Source organism: Caballeronia udeis, assembly GCF_044909315.1.
In the GTDB taxonomy this organism is placed as follows: domain Bacteria; phylum Pseudomonadota; class Gammaproteobacteria; order Burkholderiales; family Burkholderiaceae; genus Caballeronia; species Caballeronia udeis_A.
In genome coordinates this window covers 448,871-467,641 of the sequence record NZ_JBIYEB010000004.1, presented here as the reverse complement: position 1 = coordinate 467,641, position 18,771 = coordinate 448,871, and the positions used below count along the sequence as shown (strand labels likewise).

Sequence of the window (18,771 nt, the reverse complement as noted above, 5' to 3'; positions counted from 1 at the left end):
CTCGTTTGGTGCGTTTCGCTACGGTCATCGTTGCTCCTAGATGCTGGCAGTCTCCTGCCAAATGACCGTTTACACAAAACTAATTACACCCTCTCGACAGCCGCCGTGTCCTTCCCGCTCCTCCGCAATTGCCATTTTGCGGACACCTGTCGGCCGCCTCTATATGAGCGCGGTCGCCCGGAAAAGAAAAACTGCCTGCCGAACGCGGTCCGCTCGTGCGGAGCCTAACTCCACGCAACCGCCCCCTCGTTCACAAGATTCACAAAACAATCAGACATCAAACTACAATTGTTTCGCATACCTGATAAATTCCAGAACAGCGGGACCACGCTCGTGCCGGCGAAATGCCACAGCGATCTCGGACACGATCGGTTTTCCAGTAATCGCCTTATAAATCACGCCTGGAAATGAAACGCAGTCGCTGAGCGTGCGCGGCACTACCGCAACATTTCCTCCTAGCGAAACGCAAGCCAGTACTGCGGCCAACGGTCCGGGCCGCTGCCCCAATTTCGGCTGAAAGCGCCCCCTGCGCCCGACTTCGAATGTCCCAAAGTCCTGCTCAGGCACCGCAAAAACACAGTCGCGCAATTGCGCGGGCGCAATGCCTGCCGAGTTCGCCAGCGGCGAGTCTTCATGGATTGCCAGAATGAAATGATCCCGATACAGCGTGATTGCCTGGATTCCCTCCGGGAAATGCATGGGCGGCCTGACATACGCAACGTCGACAAGGCCTTCAGCAAGCATGGCCGGCACGCGGTCCATCGCAAGTTCGCTCAGGACGATTTCTATGCGGGGATGATCCTTGCGAAATCCGCGGAGGGTGCTTTGGAGCACGCCCGCAAATGCCGCCGACGCGATGTATGCCACCTCGATCCGGCCCAGCTCTCCTCGTTGCGCAAGTGCGGCAAGTTCCTGCCCACGTGACAAGTGCGCCAGGGCGGCCAGTGCTTCGGGCAAATAGGCTTCTCCTGCAGCGGTCAGCGCAACGCTGCGCTTGGTCCGATGAAATAGCCGCACGTTCAACAACTGCTCGGTTTCCTGGATCTGCTTGGTGAGCGAGGGTGGTGCAATGCCGAGCTCCTCGGCGGCGCGGGCAAAGTGGAGATGTCTGGCGACGCACACGAAGCACCGGATGTGACGAAGTTCGAGTTTCACTGTATTAACATTTTCGTGAATAATTCTGTGATCTTACGTTAGTGACGGCTAATAGCGTTATAGATAGGATGACCTCCATCAATTTCCTGCCGATGGTGGTATCCATGTTTCGAAGAAGTCCGTCTGTTACCCGTGACCAAGCGTCTCAACCGCAGCCTTCTGATGTCTCCCCGCCCGCTGACAACGAGCGGAACAACGAGCGTTTGGCGGACACGGCCGACGGCCCGGTATTGAGCGCGCGGGCAGCGAGATTCGTGTTGGGAACCGCTTCGGCAACATGCGCGCTGATCGTCCTCGATACCAACGTGGTCGCCGTTTCCTTGCCCTCGATCGCGCGATCGTTCCACGTGGGTTTTGCTGACGTCGAATGGGTTGTAAGCGCCTACATGGTCGCCTTTGCATCGTGCTTGCTGGCCGCCGGCGGCATGGCTGATCGCTTCGGCCGAAAGAAACTGATGATGATCGGGCTAGGGGTCTTCTGCGTGGCATCGCTCGGATGCGGGCTTGCTCCCAGCGCGTTTTTCCTGAATCTCGCTCGCGCGGTAAAAGGCGCAGGTGCATCCATGTTGCTCACGTCCGCGCTCGCGGTGATCGCCAACACCTTCCAGGAAGGACCCGGGCGAGCGCGTGCATGGGCTGTGTGGGGCATGTGCATGGGGCTGGCGACAACGGTCGCGCCGCTGGTCGGCGGCGTGATTACGCAATGGATCGGGTGGCGGTGGATCTTCCTCCTGAATCTTCCTGTCTGCTCGATTCTCGGGTGGTGTGTGCACCGTTCGATCCGCGAATCGCGCAATCCTCAAGCGGGAGCGATCGATGTAATGGGAAGCCTGCTGTTCGCCGCCTCTCTATCGCTGGGCATCTGGGCGCTGATAGGAACGCAAACGGACGGTTGGCGTAGTCTTCCTACAGTAGCCAGGTTCGCCACATGTACAGGATTACTTATCGTATTCTTGAGGATCGAAAAGAACCGCCCCCATGCGATGATCGACTTGTCGCTGTTTCGTCAGGCGCGCTTTGTTGCTGCCGTGCTGAGCATGTTCGGCTATGCGGCCTGCGCTCAGGTCATGATGACGTTCCTGCCGCTGTATCTGCAGAATGCATTCGGATGGCCGGCGGTCAGCGCGGGCATTGGCATGCTTCCGTTTGCTACCGCCATGATCGCGGGTCCTTACATCGGGGCGTGGCTCGCGAGCCGGTTTTCCAGCGTGACACTGCTAACGGCCGGGCTTGGGCTGATCGGTGCGGGGAACCTGTTGACCGCGTGGGTTTCCATGGATCAAAGATACTGGCTTGTCGCCGTTGGCATGATCGTTACGGGCTGTGGGGCCGGCATACTGAACGGCGACACGCAGAAGGCAATCATGGCGTGCGTTCCGCCGAACCGGACGGGCATGGCTTCCGGCATTAGCACGACCACGCGGTTTACCGCGATCGTCACGTCGGTCGGGGTGCTTGGCGCCGTGCTTGCATCGCGGACTCAAGCGGCTTTCGACGCAGCCTTGGCCAACGCTCCGGAAGTGAGGAATTCGCTGGATCCCGACTTCTTGTCAAGACTGCTTGCCGGTGACGCGGTTCACGCAACGGAGCATTTAGCACCGGCCGCCAAGGTGTTCATTGCAACCGCGGCTCCCGCAAGTTTCGCCAGCGGTTTCGCCGCGGCCCTGTGCGTTGCCGGCGCGCTTTCACTGGTCATTGGTGCGGCCGTATGGGTCCTGGCGGGACGACGCGTGCACCCGGCGGCGCAAGCGCTTGAGCAAGGATGAAAGCGGGTCCGCTGTACTCGGACCCTCAGGCACTGGCTCAATTTTCCAGCGGAAATCCTTAAGGCCGGGTGAGCGCGGGGCTTAGCCGGTTTGCTTCCGGCCCGCGCGGCTAGCAGCGTTTGGGCAAATGCCAGCCTGCGCATCCACTATTGTCCTGGTTTAATCGGCTGGCATACTAAGGGCACTTGCGCGCTTAGGCCACCCAATACACACCGGGACTATTCACGAGATGACTCAACCAGCAAACGCACTTACCTTGCGCGACATCCGCCGTGCTGTAGAGAGCGGTCTCCTTACAATCCGGCAAAGCATTGAATCCGCCGATGAGGCGGCCCGGCGAACACAGCCGTGGTTGCATGCATTCAGTTATCTGCCGGACTCGCCGGTGGTCAATCAAGCAGATACCGGGTCGCCGTTCGCGGGCATTCCCATCGGCGTAAAGGATCTGATCGACACGGCGGACATGCCGACCGAGTACAACTCGCCGGCCTACGCGGGCCGCAGACCCGGGACCGACTCGGTATTGGTGGCGCGCTTGCGGCAAGCGGGCGGGACCATCTTGGGAAAGACCGTCACAACAGAGTTTGCCTGGCGCCATCCGGGTCCAACGGTGAATCCGTGGAATACGAAACATACGCCCGGAGGTTCCTCCAGCGGGTCTGCCGCGGCTGTGGCCGCGGGGATTGTTCCTCTCGCATTCGGGACCCAGACCATTGGTTCCGTCATTCGCCCTGCAGCCTATTGCGGTGTCGTGGGATTTAAACCGACCTATGCCAGCATCGCGAGAACCGGTGTGTTGCCGCTGGCGCCATCGCTCGATCACATAGGGTTGTTTACCGCCAATGTTGCAGATGCCGCTTACACCTTCAAGGTGGTATCGGGCGGTGACGACCAGGACTTTCACTCTTCTCATGTACGCCGCAATAGCAACGGCAATGACGGCAGCACACACATGCGTATCGGTATGCTGCGCAGACCCGTAGGGAGCGCGATGGAACCGGCTCAGCACAGCGCGTTGATGCAACTGGCCGCACGACTGGACGCGGATGGAGCGGAACTCGTCACGGTCGATTTGCCTGACGAACTCGCGGACATGGGCGCGTTGATCTCGGCAATCTTGTCGGTGGAAGCTGCGGTCGTGCACGGCGGGCTTCTGGACCTGTCGCCCGGTCTCGTCAGCCCGGTCATGACATCGTTGATCAATGACGGCCGCGGGGTATCGGGCGTTGACTATGCGCGGGCGAGGGCTGCGCAGGTGCGGCTTGCCCATCTTTTTGGCCACTGGTTGCAAGCCGCCATGCGTCTTGACGCGCTTCTCGTTGCGCCGGCGCCGGGAGAAGCACCGGTCGGGCTCAGCTATACCGGCGACGCTTCGTGGTGCGCTCCATGGACATTCCTGGGCGTTCCCGCCGTCACACTACCCATTGCTCTCGGCCCCGCGGGGTTGCCCCTGGGCGCTCAACTGATCGGCGCAGCCCAACACGACGAACGCTTGCTTGCGGTGGCAGAGTGGGTGGAAACGCGAGCGGGTTGGCAGGATGTGAAGCTGAAGGCAAGCACGAGTCTCGACAGCACGCGCGACACGTGATGTTTCAAAGTCCACGGCTCAGCCACGTGAATGACCGATCAGGGCGGTGATTGCGCCGCACGCATGCCATGCGCCGCACTGAAGACAGGCACTGCCGATACGGTCCGGAAACCGTAGAATGCAAAGTCATCGAGACAACACAACACGTGACCCCGCGCATCCGCTCGTCGCGCAGTCACCCTGAACGTCCTCCATGTCGGGAGCAGTCTTGTGAAAGATCCGCTGGTTCTTGGCTTCGTGCTGGTAGCGTTGGACGTCGCGCTCTGGCGCGCGGCGTTCCCACGCAACGACACCATTCGCTTGCTGCTCAGACTGGTGATATTCGCGCTGCTGAGCGCCCTGTTGTTCGAATCGGCCCTGAGTCCCTTCACGCCGGCGCCGTGGCCTGAGTCCCCGGGCCGTCATCTTGCGGCCCAGATCGTCGAGGTGTCGTGGTGGCTCATCGGCGCGCGTCTTCTTACGTTGTCGCTGGACGCCGTGTTCCGGTCGCGTCATTGGCACAAGGAGCGCCTCTTCCAGGACGTACTCGGCGCGCTGGTGTTTCTCGCAGCAGTGGTAGCTTCACTCGCATTCGTGCTGGGGTTGCCGGTGACAGGACTGGTCGCTACCTCCGGCGCATTGGCAATCGTGCTGGGTCTCGCAATCCAAAGCACGCTTAGCGATGTATTCGCCGGGATCGTACTGAACACGACCGAGCCCTATCACATTGGGAACTGGGTATCGGTCGATGGCGTGGAGGGCAAGGTGCTGGAGATGAACTGGCGTGCAACGCACCTGCTCACCTCCCAGGGCAATGTTGTCATCGTCCCCAACAGTGTGGCGGCCAAGGCGAAAATTACCAACAGCAGCCGTCCCGTTGCGCTTCACGGCGTATCCATCACGCTCCAGATTTCGCCGGAAGAACGCCCGGCTACCGTGCTTGGCGCATTGGAGCGCGCAATAGAAGGAAGCAGCATGGTGCTGCAATCGCCGGAGCCCTATACGCTTGTCAAGAAAGCCACGATCAATTCGATTGAATATGAAGTCACGGTTTATATCGACGACATAGGCAAATCCGTGGTCGTGACGAACCAGCTTTACGACCTGTGCCATCGCCATCTCGCCGCTGCGGGAATCGAGCTGTGGCCATTGAGCGTTCCAAGGCCGCCACGCCACGACGCCGTCGATAGCCGGCAGCGGCTCCTGTCGCACGTCGAACTCTTCCGTGCCTTGAAGGGCGAGGAAATCGAAGCGCTGGCGAAGAGGTTGTCGCGTCACGAATATGAAGCGGATCAGGTGATCGTCAAATCAGAAGAGGTGACGGACTACCTGATGATCGTCGAGTCGGGTGTCATTTCGGTGATGGTCGAGGGACCTTCAGGCCCGGTCGAATCCGCACGCCTGGGACCTGGAGACTCCATTGGTGAAGCGGGCGTCCTGGCAGGGTTGCCGGTCCAGGCACAAGTCACGGCTTTGACGCGGGCAGTAATCTATCGGCTGGACAAGACGGACCTGACGCCCTTGTTAAAGAGCAGGCCGGAGGTCGGCCAGCAGATGTGCCACCTGCTTTCGCAACGGCAAGACTCCTTGCGCAAGCTGAACACCGAGATACCCGTGCCAGCCGGCACCGAGCACACGCTGCTGGACTGGCTGCGCGCCGGCATGCACAAGCTACATGACCTGACCACTTAGCGATTCCATCAAGCAAGCGGCTTGGCGAGCAGTGGATTAGAGCAAGCGGTCATCGGCTTGCATGCAACTCATGTTGGGATAAAAGCTTTCTTTAACGCTGTCGTTCAGTCGGCTTAAAAAGGCAGCCTCAGCTTTGCCTTGGGTCTTGTTCTTCAATAAAAAATAATCGCTATAAAAATGCCTGATTTACCGGCTAATACAAAGAGCGTCCTGATCGTCAACGCTAGCGGCAATCCACGGCTGGCCCAAGTACCTCCTCTATATCGCGTTGCTTACATTGCACGTGCTCGCAGGCTTTGCCAACCGAAACACATCAAGATTTTCGATTCGTCGAATCGAAATTTTTCAATGTTTCATTTGTGGCCGTGCCGTAAGATTTGGCAACTGAATCGCTTATTTCCGTCACCCGTTTTTTCACCAGTCTCCCTTCGGAATCGAGTGTGCGATGGTCCGGATCGGGCAACTTCTCATATCCCTCGAAAGCAGGGAAATCCAGCTCAACAGCGAATCGCTGCGCATTGGCAGCCGCGCATTCGACATTCTCGAGGTCTTGATCCGCGCGGAGGGAACGCTGGTCTCGAAGGACGAGATCATGCGTCGTGTATGGCCCGACACCGTGGTCGAGGAAAACAATCTGCAGGTGCATGTTGCTGCCTTGCGCAAGGCGCTCGGTGCGGATCGCGATCTGATCAAGACGGTGCCGGGCCGAGGGTATCGGCTGATACCGGTGCATGAAGACTCGCCATTGCAGCATGAAGACGTCGCGAGTCTGCTGCTGCCATGCACTTCGTCCATGCTTCCTGCCGGTGTATCGGCGTTGATCGGCCGGCAAACCGTGGTTGCACAAGTGCTGGACGCATTGAGCGCCGCGCGCGTTCTCACGCTGGTCGGTGCGGGCGGCATTGGCAAGACACGGGTTGCGCTGGAGGTTGCCGGACAGGCCGCCGCACGGTTTCCGGACGGCGTGGTGTTCGTGCCGCTTGCATCGGTGTCGAATGCGCGTTTCGCACTTGAGGCGCTGGCCGGCGCCCTTGGCATGAAGCTGCCCGCCGGACGTTTGTCGCCCGATCTGATCGGAGCCGAAATAGCCGGCCGTTGCATGCTGATCGTGCTGGACAATTGCGAGCATGTGATCGACGCGGCGGCCGAGATCGCCCGCGCCATGACGGCAGCGAATCCTGAGTCGGTTGTCTTGGCGACCAGCCGCGAGGCACTTCGTATCCAGGACGAGGTGCTGTACCACGTGCCGTCGCTCGACGTGCCCGCGGATGCAAGCCTTGGTGGCGAGATCCTTCAGACAAGTGCGGTGCAACTGTTCCTTGCACGCGCCCGCACGATCGACCCGCGCTTCTCCTCCGATGAACACAGCCTCTTTCTCACCGGGCTGGTATGCCGCCGGCTTGACGGCATACCGCTTGCGATCGAACTCGCAGCGGCGCGTGCCGCCGTGCTCGGCATTGAAGTGCTGGCTGACCATCTGGACGAGCGTTTTCGCATCCTGACGGGCGGCTTCAGGGGTGTGTTGCCGCGCCATCAGACGCTCAAGGCGATGCTCGACTGGAGCTACCGTCTTCTTGACGATACCGAGCGCACGTTGCTGCGTTGGCTCGGTGTATTCCTGAACGGATTTTCCTTCGATGCCGCCAGTCACATGGTGGCCGCTCGCGGCTTTTCGCAAACCGAGATCCTTGACGCGCTGAGCGGGCTCGTCTCGAAGTCACTTGTGATTCACGATAACGCCGCTGTGCCGTCGCGCTACCGCCTGCTTGCAACCACGCGCGCCTATGCATTGCAGCAGCTCGAGGACAACGGCGAGCGCAAGGCTGCCGCGCTGGCGCACGCGAACTGGCTGCGCACGGTCTTCGCTCGTGATCCATACCATCGCACGGAGCGCCCGCCCCGCGAATCGCTGGCGCAGTTCCGTCATGAAGTGGGCAACCTGCGAACGGCGCTTGACTGGGCGTTTGGTTCCGGAGGCGACCGGACGCTCGGCATTGAACTCTCGGCGATGGCGGTTCCGTTTCTCTTCGATGTCTCGCTCGTCGATGAATGTTGCGAGCGGGCTCGCACCGCAATCGACGCAGCCAGCCACACCGACACCGCAAGCGTGTCCGCCAGCACGAAGCTGCGACTCCTGGCGGCCTATGCAGCGGGCCTTGTGTACACGCAGGGGCCAACAGCCGCGGTGCGCGATGTGTGGTCCGAGGTGCTGTCACTCGCCGTGGTGACCAGCGACACCGAGTTCGAATCGCGGGCGCTGTGGGGCTTGTGGAACGCTTACCAGTACGGCGGCGAGGCACGGGCGGCGCTGTTACTCGCGCGCCGTTTCAGCGCGCTTGCACAACAGCTCGGGAACCGGACTCAGCGTGTGATCGGCCGCCGGATCGAAGGCATCGCGCTGCACTATGCGGGCGAACCCTCCGCCGCGCGTGAACAGCTCGAGGGGATGCTGAATGCGTACGTGCATGACGAGCATCGCTGGAATGCGGTTGGCTTTCGGATCGATCATGGTATTGCCGCGCGTGCGACGCTTGCACGGGTGTCATGGGTGCAGGGCGAAACACAGGAAGCGTCGAGGCTCGCGCACCATGCGCTCGACGCCGCGCTTGAATACGAGCACGACATGGTCACGTGCTATGTGCTTGTCGAAGCGCTCATACCGATTGCCTTGCTGATGCAGGACACTGCCGTTGCCGGGCGTGGCATCGCCATGTTGAGAACCCGTGCATCGCAAGCGGGGTTCGCGATCTGGGCGACTTGTTGCGACTGCTATGAGGAATACCTTCAGTCGATGTCCGATAAAGGTCAGTGGCGTTTGCCGCAGTTCCGCGCGTCACTCGATGCATTGCGCGAGAGCGGTTTTATCGCACCGCTGACGCTGCTGCTTGCGCAGTTTGCGCGGGCATCGCTGGCTTGTGGACGGCGTGACGATGCGACCACCGCGATCAACGAAGCGTTCCGGCATTGCGAGGAAACGGGCGAGCGCTGGTACTACCCGGAACTGTGCCGGGTGAGGGGGGAGATTTCACTCGCCGGGCATCAGGCGATGGACGCCAAATCGTGGTTCGTATCGGCACTCGATCATGCGCGGCGCCAGGGCGCAATCGAACTCGAACGCCGTGCTGCGGCAAGCCTCGGCGAACTTCAAAAAGAGAACGCCGAAACAGGCGACATGCAGTTGTCCCACGCATTGCACGATGGGCACGCGCCTGAGCGTAGTCATCGCATTGCTGCACCCGCTTATATCCTCCCACCGCTGCATATACCTCACACATCCCCCTCCGACTGCGACCTCGCTACTCGTCCGCGCGCGAGCGGCTCGATCCTTTAAGAAGGATTCAGGTCCTCCTCAGGACTTTAAGACCTGCTCTCTGTAGCCTCAAACCGGTATCGAGATGCGGCTCATGCGGGCTCATATGCGCCTCACGTCTGCCATCCCGGTTACCTCCATTTTCCATGGCGACGTGAGTCGCCGTCCCGATTCAGTCTGAGGCCAGACCAAGGAGCATTCCATGCCGCATGAATTACTCACCCCCGATACCTGTTCTCTCGCGTTGATTGATTACCAGCCGCAGATGTTCTTCGGCACGCATTCGCACGACCGCACGACCATCGTGCACAACGTGCAAGTCCTCGCGAAAGCCGCCAAGCTGTTCAAGGTTCCCACGATCCTCACGACGATCGCCGCGCAGACCTTCAGCGGCGAGTTCATCCCCGAACCCCAGGCGGTCTTCCCTGAACAAAAGCCGATCGACCGTACCTCGATGAACTCCTGGGAAGACGCGAACTTCCGCAAGGCGATTGAAGCGACCGGGCGCAAGAAGATCGTGCTCGCCGGTTTGTGGACAGAGGTATGCGTGGCGTTCCCGACCGTACAGATGCTGGCCGAAGGATACGAGATCTACGTCCCGACCGACGCTTGCGGAGACGTCACGGAAGAAGCGCACGAGCGGGCCGTGCAACGGATCATCCAGGCGGGCGCTGTCCCCATGACCTCACTGCAATTCATGTGCGAGTTGCAACGTGACTGGGCTCGCGGCGAGACGTACGACGGCTGCATGGATATCTTCAAGGCACATAGCGCCTACGGTATCGGCGTGCGCTACGCGAAGCAGATCCTGGGCGAGCACGCGAGCGAAGCGGGCGGTTGAAAGCACGACGCCGAAGCACATCGAAGCAGCACATCGAACAGACACGTCAACAAGCGGCCGCGAACCGTGACTCCTGCCTCACGCCGGACCACGTTCGCCGCTGCTGCGCACCTTAAAGCATGAGGACGACGATGACAGCGACAACCCCTGCCGCCGCGTCCGCGGACGCCATCTTTTTCAACGGCAAGATCGCTACCCAGGATGACAAGCGATCTTTCGTGACGGCACTTGCGGTCAAGGACGGAAAAATTCTCGCCGCCGGCACTGATGCACACGCGATGCAGTTCGCCCACGCCGGCACTCAACGTGTCGACCTGAAAGGGCGCACCGTCATCCCTGGACTGAACGACTCGCATCTGCACGTGATCCGGGGCGGCCTGAACTTCAACATGGAATTGCGCTGGGACGGCGTGCCGTCGCTTGGCGATGCGCTCGAGATGCTGCGCCGGCAAGTTGCGCGTACGCCCGCACCGCAATGGGTGCGCGTGATCGGCGGCTGGAACGAGCTGCAGTTCGCGGAGCTGCGCGGTCCGACGCTCGAGGAGATCAACGCCATTGCGCCAGACACGCCGGTGTTCATCCTGCATCTCTATGACAGCGCGCTGTTGAACGCCGCCGCGCTGCGTGCAGTGGGATATACCAAGGAGACGGCCGACCCGCCGGGCGGTGAAATCCAGCGCGACAAGCGCGGCAACCCGACCGGCATGCTGATTGCACGCCCCAACGCGGGTTTGCTCTACGCAACGCTCGCGAAGGGACCCAAGCTTGGGTACGACGACCAGGTGAATTCCACGCGGCATTTCATGCGCGAACTCAATCGTCTTGGCGTCACGAGCGCAATCGATGCAGGCGGCGGATACCAGGCGTACCCCGACGACTACGCCGTGATCATGGGACTGGCCAAGCGCGGTGAACTGACCCTGCGCATTGCCTATAACCTCTTCACGCAGAATGCGAAGAAGGAGATCGAGGACTTCGCGCGCTGGGTGAAAGTGACCAGACCGGGCGAGGGCGACGACTTCCTGCGAATGAACGGCGCGGGTGAAATGCTGGTCTTTTCCGCGGCGGATTTCGAGGACTTTCTCGAGCCGCGTCCCGACCTGCCGGAGACGCTCGAACCCGAACTGGAAGCGGTCGTGCGACTGCTCGTGCAGAACCGCTGGCCGTTTCGCCTGCATGCAACGTACGACGAGTCTGTTGACCGTTTCCTGAACGTATTCGAACGCGTCAACCAGGACACGCCGTTCAACGGCTTGCGCTGGTTCTTCGACCATTGCGAGACCATCTCACAGCGCAACATAGACCGTATTGCTGCACTTGGCGGCGGCATCGCCATCCAGCACCGCATGGCGTTTCAGGGCGAGTATTTTGTCCATCGCTATGGGGCCCAGGCGGCTGCCAGGACACCGCCGATCCAGCAGATGCTGGCGGCAGGACTTCCCGTAGGCGCGGGTACGGACGCCACGCGGGTGGCAAGTTTCAACCCGTTCGTGTCGTTGTACTGGATGGTGTCGGGATCCACGGTCGGCGGCATGCAGATGTACGCGCCGCAGGACCGCCTGGACCGGATGGAAGCGTTGCGCCGCTATACGGTGGGCAGTAGCTGGTTCTCGGGCGAAGAGGACCGCAAGGGCGCACTGGTACCCGGGCAGTTCGCTGACTTCGCCGCACTCACCGACGACTATTTCACGGTCGATGAAGTGCGGATCAAGTACTTGTCTTCAGTGCTGACCGTGGTCAACGGCAAGGTTGTTCACGCGGACGCCGAGTTCAGCGCGCTTGGACCGCCGCCGTTGCCCGTCAGCCCGTCGTGGTCGCCGGTGGCGGAGTTCGGCGGGTATAGCCGGTACCAGCCCGCTACGATCCTCCAGCAGGCGTGCGCCGATGGTTGTGCAAACCTGTGCGGCATTCATGCCCATGGTCACATGTGGGCATGGCGCAAGCAGGTGCCGGTCAGCGATGCAAACGGCTTCTGGGGCGCGCTCGGCTGCAGTTGTTTCGCGTTTTGATCCGTCGCGGAAGATTAAGGACGATTCAGGTTGCTTGATCAGAGGTAGCAGAACAGCCAGGCCGGGGCAAGGAGATGGCGATGAGAAAGCGCGTCGCGGGAGTCGCGATTCCGGACAGCGAGATGGCGCGTGCGGCGGGTGCCGCCACACGTGCCATCGAGCCGGATATTCTCTATCGCCATTCTTTGCGGGTCTTCCTATTTGCCGCGCTGATCGGCGTTCGCCGCCGGCTCGTCTTCAATGCTGAACTGCTGTACGTAGCCGCGCTTTTCCATGACATGGGCCTGACCTCGCTTTACCGCGACTCCCAGACGCGCTTCGAAGTGGACAGTGCGAATGCGATGAGGGAATTTCTGGGCGGTTATGGCGTGCCCGAGGACGCTGTGGCGGACGTCTGGAATGCTATCGCCTTGCACACCACGTTCGGCATCTGCCCGCACATGTCCGCATTGACCGGGCTGATTGCGGCCGGGGTCGAAACGGATCTGCTGGGCATGCATTTCGATGAAGTCAGCCGCACGGAGCGCAACGCGGTGCTCGCCGAGTATCCGCGGGGGGCGGGCTTCAAGGCACAGATTATCGATGTATTCGCGCAGGCCATGGCGCACCGCCCCGCAACAACATTCGGTACGGTCAACGCCGACGTGCTCGAGCGCTGCGATCCGAATTACCGGCGCATGAATTTCTGCGGCCTGATCCTGGGCTCCGACTGGAAAGAGTAGCGTTCGACGCTTTATTCGCTTGGTGGATTTTGGACAAGAGACTTGACGATGCCCTATCTTATTTCGCTCGCAGCAGGCTTCGTGGTCGGCCTGCTGTACTGCCTGGTGCGTGTGCAGTCGCCCGCGCCGCCGTTGATCGCACTAGTCGGATTGTTGGGTATCGTGCTCGGGGAGCATACGATTCCCGTGGTGCGTGCGCATTTGTTCCCGGCCAGTGTTCAGGTCCGGCAAATTGACACGCCCGCACCGGCCAAACCGGCGCCGGCCGCCGACCCGGGAAGCGGCGCAAAATGAATCAAACGCACTCTGCTTTCCAGCGTTGTCTTATCTCGCTTCACTTATTTCCCTTTAATCATTTCCCTTTGCTCATCTCCCTTCATAGCAATTAGAAACAGGAGCTTTTCATGTCGCGCAATTCCCTCTCTCGGCTCGCCGCCGCAGTTGCCTTCGCCTGCGTGTTGCTCGGCACGGCGGGCGTGCCGGGCGTCGTCCAGGCCGAGGCCGAACTCAAGCAGGCGCCGGCGAGCACGAACGTCGCCGTCGGCCCTCAGTACGATACGACCCACGTGTACGTGTCGAATGAGGATATCGATGCATTCGTCAACAGCTTCCTGGCGACCTTCGGCGGCAAGGCTTCGCCGCGCGCGGTCTTCACCGTGACACCGACGCCGAGCAAGACCGCGTCGCAATACGTGCAGACGCCCGTCGGCATGCTGTCCGTGTTTGCGTTCCAGACGCCGATCCCGTATCCGTTCGGCGACGAGCGTACCGGCTATCTCGTGACCGACATGGACCACGCCGTGCGCGCGGCCCGTGCTGCGGGTGCGGATGTCACCGTCGAACCCTTCGATGACCCCATCGGCAAGGACGCGCTGATCCGCTGGCCCGGCGGCTTGAACATGCAGTTGTACTGGCATACGAAGGCGCCGTCATATGGGCCGCTTGAATCTGTGCCGGACAATCGCGTGTACATGTCCCGTTCGGCCGTCGATGGTTTCGTGCGCCGGTTCGTGCGGTTCTCGCAAGGCAAGGTGGTCTCCGACGACCGGCATGCGGACGCCGGCGTGATCGGCCGTCCGGGTGAAACCATGCGCTGCATCCGGATTGAATCGGGCTTTGGCAAGATGGTGGTGTTCGTGACCGACGGCAAGCTGCCGTATCCGTTCGGGCGCGAGACGACCGGCTACCAGGTGACCGACCTCGCGGCGACGCTGGCGAAGGCCGAGGCGGCAGGCGCCAAGGTGCTGTTTGCGCCGTACCAGACCGGTAAGGGCAAGACGTCGATTGTCGAATTCCCGGGGGGGTATATCGCCGAGATCCACGACACAACTGCTCAATGACCCGGTCGCGACGTTCGAGGTGTTCGCGGCGATTGCTGGCGCTGTCGGGCTTCTCGCTGGCGATGAGTGCGAGCGTTGCGGCAATGGACGCTCGCGCCGCTTCCGACGCGGGCGATGCACAACCCGCTGTGCCCGCGCCGGTGACGACCTGCGACGCCAAACGGCCCACCGTCTTGTTCAATCGATGGCAAGAGGACTGGTCGGTGCTCGCCAATCCATGCGTGCCGCGTGAGCCGCTGGATGGGCTCAAGTACATGCCGCTGGGTGGCGACCCGGCGTCATACCTCTCGCTCGGTGCGAACCTGCGCGAGCGGCTGGAGGTCAACAACGCCGCGTTGTTCGGTGTCGGTGGAAACCACGGCGATACCTACCTGCTGCAACGCGCCGAAGTACACGCCGATATCCGCCTGGGTGACCATCTGCATGTCTTCACGCAGATCGAAGACGCGCAGCCCTACGGCAAGGACTCGGTGACCCCGGTCGACAAGAACCCGCTGGATCTGGAGCAGGCGTTCATCACTTACGTCGGGCCGCTCGGCGGCGGTACGTTCAAGTTCAGGCTGGGGCGTCAGGAGATGGCGTTCGACTTGCAGCGCTTCATTTCGGTCCGCGACGGCCCGAACGTCCGGCAAGCATTCGACGGGCTCTGGTCCGACTGGGAAATCCAGCGGTGGCGTTTCATTGCATTCGCCACGCAGCCGGTGCAGAACCGCGACGCCAGCGACTTCGACGACGTCTCGAACCGGCACCTGACGTTCAGCGGCGTGCGCTTCGAGCGGCAGGACGTGGGACCGGGTGACCTGTCCGGGTACTACTCGCGCTATAACCGCGATAACGCGCATTTCATCGACGCAACGGGCGATGAGCATCGCGATGTCTTTGACGTGCGTTATACCGGCAAGGCAGGACAGGTGGACTGGGATGTCGAGGCAATGCTGCAGAGCGGGCACGTCGGCAACAGCACGATTGGTGCGTGGGCGCTCGGCTCGCTGGCCGGTTATACCTTCAGCGACATAGCCGGGACGCCGCGTGCGGGCATTCAGGTCGACGCGGCATCGGGCGATCGTCATCCGGGCGATGGGCGGATCGGGACGTTCAACCCGCTGTTCCCCAATGGCTACTATTTCACGCTGGCCGGTTATACCGGCTACAGCAACCTGATTCACGTCAAGCCGAGCATCACGTTGAAACCCGCGAGCAACCTGTCGTTGCTGGCAGCCGTCGGCTTCCAGTGGCGCGAGACCACGGCCGACGCGGTGTATGCGCAGGGCTCCGTGCCTGTGACGGGAACGGCCGGCCACGGCAGCCTGTGGACCGGGATGTATGTGCAACTACGTGCGGACTGGACCATCGCGGCGAACCTGATCGGCTCGGTCGAGGCGGTGCATTTCCAGGTCGGCGATGCCATCCGCGCGGTAGGCGGCAGCAACGCCGACTACATTGGCATGGAGCTTAAATACGGGTGGTAGCGGCCTGGAGGCGTGCTCAGATACGCGCTATGAAACGATCGATCAGATCGGGCTGATCCAGTTGTTCGACCCACCATTGCAGCGCACGTCCGGTTTCATCGTCGCGCCATGCGAGATAGCAGTCCGTGACTTCGCGCATGCCGGTCACGCGCTTCTGCACAAGCCTGCCCTCGGCTATCGGCGCCGCGGCGAGACACTCAGGGATGGTGCCCACGGCCACGCCCTCGCATTGCGCGGCGAGTTTCGCGCTGAGCGTGGGCACCGCGATGAATTCCTGCGTGCTCCCGGTGGCGACCGAGCGCGGCCTCAACTCGCGCGAGGTATCGCTGATCACCGCGCCGCGATACCGTGTGACGGTCTCTATCCCAAGCGGCTCGGGCAGGTCCGCAAGCGGGTGATCGGGCGCGACCACGAACACATGCTTGAGAGACCCGAGCGGGCGTGCCACCAGATGGGGAAGGTGCGGCGGCTCACCGGCCGCGCCGACCACGAGATCCGCGCGCCGCGTGACCAGCGCGTCCCAGGTGCCGCCAAGCACTTCCCTCGACAGACGCAGCCGCGTATCCATCTTCAGGTCGTAGAACGCGTGTACATAGGGCCAGAAAGCCTCGAGCGGCAGGATCTCGTCGATGCAGATTCGCAGCTCCGCCTCCCAGCCTTCCTGAATGCGTTGCGCCCGTTGTTCCAGCTGTTCGGCGGCATGCAGCAGCCGTCTGCCGTCCTCGACCACCACACGTCCCGCATGCGTGAGCCTGGCGCGCCTGCCGGTGCGATCGAACAGCACGACGTCGAGATCGCTCTCGAGCTTCTGGACCAGATAGCTGAGCGACGACGGCACCCGGTGCAGCGACTCGGCCGCTTCGGCGAACGTGCCGGTGCGGTCGATTGCGTCCAGTGCCTCGAGGACTTCGAATGACAGCTTCATTGCAGCTTTCCCTTTTGTAATTTGGTAGTTTCGTAATTACGTAATCTGGCCGAGGATGCGCTTGGCGTGTGATCCTGTGTGTCTCGATTGTCCGTCGATTTGAATCGATCGGTTGTAGACGGCTTATTGGTTGTGTATGTAACCGGAATACGGCTTCGCTGCAGTGCTTTTAAGATCAATTCAGGTTGTGCGCGCTAGTCCGCGTGCTGCCGCGCAGCCCACAAAGACACTAGAATCTCCGGTAGAGAACAGCGGTTCAGACAAAACGATCAGGAGACAGCGTGGACCTTTTCATATCGATGGAAGCGTTCGTGCGCGCCGCCGAAGCGCAGAGCTTCGCGAACGCGGCACGTCAGCTCGGTGTTGCAAAGTCGGTCGTGACATCGCGCGTGAAGCAGCTTGAAGAGCATTTCAACGTCGCGCTTTTTCATCGTTCCACGCGCGCCGTGCGCCTGTCCGAAGTGGGCGAGTCGTATTATCGCGACTGTGCCCAGCTCGTCAATAAAGTCCACGAACTGTCCGGCCGCACCAGCGCCGAAACACATTCCTTGAGCGGGACGCTCAACGTCCACGTGCTGCCCGGTTTCGCACTGGGTCACTTTTCGCACGCGCTGATCGCTTTTCGCGAGGCGCATCCCCGTATCGAATTCGTGGTGACGGTCAACGATCGCGTGATAGATCCCGTGCAGGAAGGATTCGACCTGGCGTTGCAGATCTACCCGCCCGCGTCGAACCTGCTGGTCGAACGCAAGCTTTTCCCGGTGCGCGGCGTGCTGTGCGCGGCGCCCGGCTACCTGAAGGAGGAGCCCGTCATAGAAACGCCGCTCGACCTCGTGCGGCACGACTTTGCGCGTTATTCGTATTACCCGTGGGGCGACAATTGGCCCCTCATGAAGGGCAACGAATGTTTCGAGATCGCACTCAACCCGGTGCTCAAGACAAACAGCGTGCACCTGCTCCTCGAATTCGCCCGCGCCGGTGCCGGCGTCGCTTATCTGCCGACCATGGTGGCCGCCGCCGACCTGCTCGAGCGGCGTCTCGTACGCGTGCTACCCGAGTATGCTGCACCGCCGCTATGGCTCTCGGCGGTCTATCCTGCGTCCCACAGGTCGACCACAAAAGTGAAGGCGTTCGTCGAGTTCCTGCGTGCGCGCTACCTGCGCGAACCGCAGTGGGACCGGGCGCTCGGCATTTCGCCGCCCGATGACGAAACCAGGAGCGTCGACGACGAACTCGGCGACGCGTGAGCGCGATAACCGCCGCGCGGCGCGCTTCTTGGTGCGCTTTTCAGTAATTTCCTCAGTACTTTCCCTAGCGTCTTTTACGAGCACGCAAGGTTCGCCAAACGCGAACCTCAATCCATTGCCCCGTGGCGCGCGCCGCCCTAATCTTCGTTCCAAGGCAACGCGTTCATCACCGTCTTTTACGGAGCAATGGAGACAGACATGCAAGAGACCTATCTCGGCAGCCTCGGCAATTACCGCAAGGGCTCCATCGAAATCATCAAGGGCAAACCCGGACATTACGCCATGTCCAACGTATTCGAGGTCGCCAGCCACGCCGCACCCTACGAGAAAGTCGTGGTCGGCAAGAACCTCAAATACGTGATCGAGACGGTTCGCGCCGAAGGCATCTCGCCGTGGTTCAGCGCGTCGCACGACGAGTTCGCGGTGGTGCTCGACGGCGAGATCGACGTGCATTTCATCAAGCCCTCCAACGGTCCGCTCGTCAACGCCGATACGGAAGGCAGCGTGCGTCTGGACGCCGAACCTGCAGGCCAGCCGATGGGTTATGTGCGCCTGCGCCGCGGCCATCAGGCGCTGCTGCCGGCGGGCGCTGCTTACCGGTTCGAAGCCCGCCAGACAGGCGTCCTGCTCGTCCAGACCATTCTTGGGTCCAGTTCGGTCGAGAAGTGGGCCGAGATCTGCATTCAGTAAGCAAGCCGGTGATCGAGGCGCAAACCGCCCTTATCGAC

14 protein-coding genes are annotated in these 18,771 nt (G+C 61.4%); 12 read left to right on the top strand and 2 right to left on the bottom strand.

Translation table 11 applies throughout. The features are described 5' to 3' along the window. Positions 1–282 precede the first annotated feature (282 nt). Complete coding sequence (locus ABH944_RS09535) at positions 283–1,155, bottom strand: LysR family transcriptional regulator (protein WP_404605388.1); 873 nt, start codon at positions 1,153–1,155, stop codon at positions 283–285. 254 nt (positions 1,156–1,409) lie between these two features. On the opposite strand from ABH944_RS09535, the gene ABH944_RS09530 reads away from it, so the two are divergent. From ABH944_RS09530 to ABH944_RS09485, 10 genes are all read left to right on the top strand, one after another. Then, entirely contained in the window at positions 1,410–2,921 is a 1,512-nt protein-coding gene (locus ABH944_RS09530; protein ID WP_404605390.1) for an MFS transporter, read from the top strand. A 229-nt stretch (positions 2,922–3,150) separates the two neighbouring features. Further along, complete coding sequence (locus ABH944_RS09525) at positions 3,151–4,509, top strand: amidase (RefSeq protein WP_404605391.1); 1,359 nt, start codon at positions 3,151–3,153, stop codon at positions 4,507–4,509. A gap of 210 nt (positions 4,510–4,719) precedes the next feature. Next, positions 4,720–6,180, top strand: a complete 1,461-nt coding sequence (locus tag ABH944_RS09520) for a mechanosensitive ion channel domain-containing protein (protein WP_404605392.1) — start codon at positions 4,720–4,722, stop codon at positions 6,178–6,180. Between the two features lie 445 nt (positions 6,181–6,625). Beyond that, positions 6,626–9,511: an ATP-binding protein gene (locus tag ABH944_RS09515; RefSeq protein ID WP_404605394.1), complete on the top strand. Its 2,886-nt coding sequence runs from the start codon at positions 6,626–6,628 to the stop codon at positions 9,509–9,511. Positions 9,512–9,692: 181 nt separating this feature from the next. Beyond that, the gene (locus ABH944_RS09510; RefSeq protein ID WP_404605396.1) at positions 9,693–10,331 is read left to right on the top strand and encodes a hydrolase; all 639 of its coding nucleotides are present in this window, start codon (positions 9,693–9,695) and stop codon (positions 10,329–10,331) included. Between the two features lie 131 nt (positions 10,332–10,462). After that, complete coding sequence (locus ABH944_RS09505) at positions 10,463–12,340, top strand: amidohydrolase (RefSeq protein ID WP_404605398.1); 1,878 nt, start codon at positions 10,463–10,465, stop codon at positions 12,338–12,340. 80 nt (positions 12,341–12,420) lie between these two features. Further along, positions 12,421–13,062, top strand: coding sequence for an HD domain-containing protein (locus ABH944_RS09500; protein ID WP_404605400.1), 642 nt, complete (start codon positions 12,421–12,423; stop codon positions 13,060–13,062). Between the two features lie 48 nt (positions 13,063–13,110). Beyond that, entirely contained in the window at positions 13,111–13,356 is a 246-nt protein-coding gene (locus ABH944_RS09495) for a DUF1427 family protein (protein WP_404605402.1), read from the top strand. Positions 13,357–13,466: 110 nt separating this feature from the next. After that, entirely contained in the window at positions 13,467–14,402 is a 936-nt protein-coding gene (locus tag ABH944_RS09490; RefSeq protein WP_404605403.1) for a glyoxalase, read from the top strand. After that, positions 14,399–15,871, top strand: a complete 1,473-nt coding sequence (locus tag ABH944_RS09485; RefSeq protein WP_404605405.1) for an alginate export family protein — start codon at positions 14,399–14,401, stop codon at positions 15,869–15,871. Before ABH944_RS09490 ends, ABH944_RS09485 begins: the two co-directional genes overlap by 4 nt. 16 nt (positions 15,872–15,887) lie before the next feature. Here ABH944_RS09485 and ABH944_RS09480 read toward each other — a convergent pair whose 3' ends face one another. Then, positions 15,888–16,796: a LysR family transcriptional regulator gene (locus ABH944_RS09480; protein WP_404605407.1), complete on the bottom strand. Its 909-nt coding sequence runs from the start codon at positions 16,794–16,796 to the stop codon at positions 15,888–15,890. 281 nt (positions 16,797–17,077) lie between these two features. On the opposite strand from ABH944_RS09480, the gene ABH944_RS09475 reads away from it, so the two are divergent. Both ABH944_RS09475 and ABH944_RS09470 read left to right on the top strand, forming a co-directional pair. Continuing rightward, entirely contained in the window at positions 17,078–18,043 is a 966-nt protein-coding gene (locus ABH944_RS09475) for a LysR family transcriptional regulator (RefSeq protein ID WP_404605409.1), read from the top strand. 198 nt (positions 18,044–18,241) lie between these two features. Beyond that, positions 18,242–18,733, top strand: coding sequence for a cupin domain-containing protein (locus tag ABH944_RS09470; RefSeq protein ID WP_404605411.1), 492 nt, complete (start codon positions 18,242–18,244; stop codon positions 18,731–18,733). Positions 18,734–18,771: the final 38 nt, after the last annotated feature.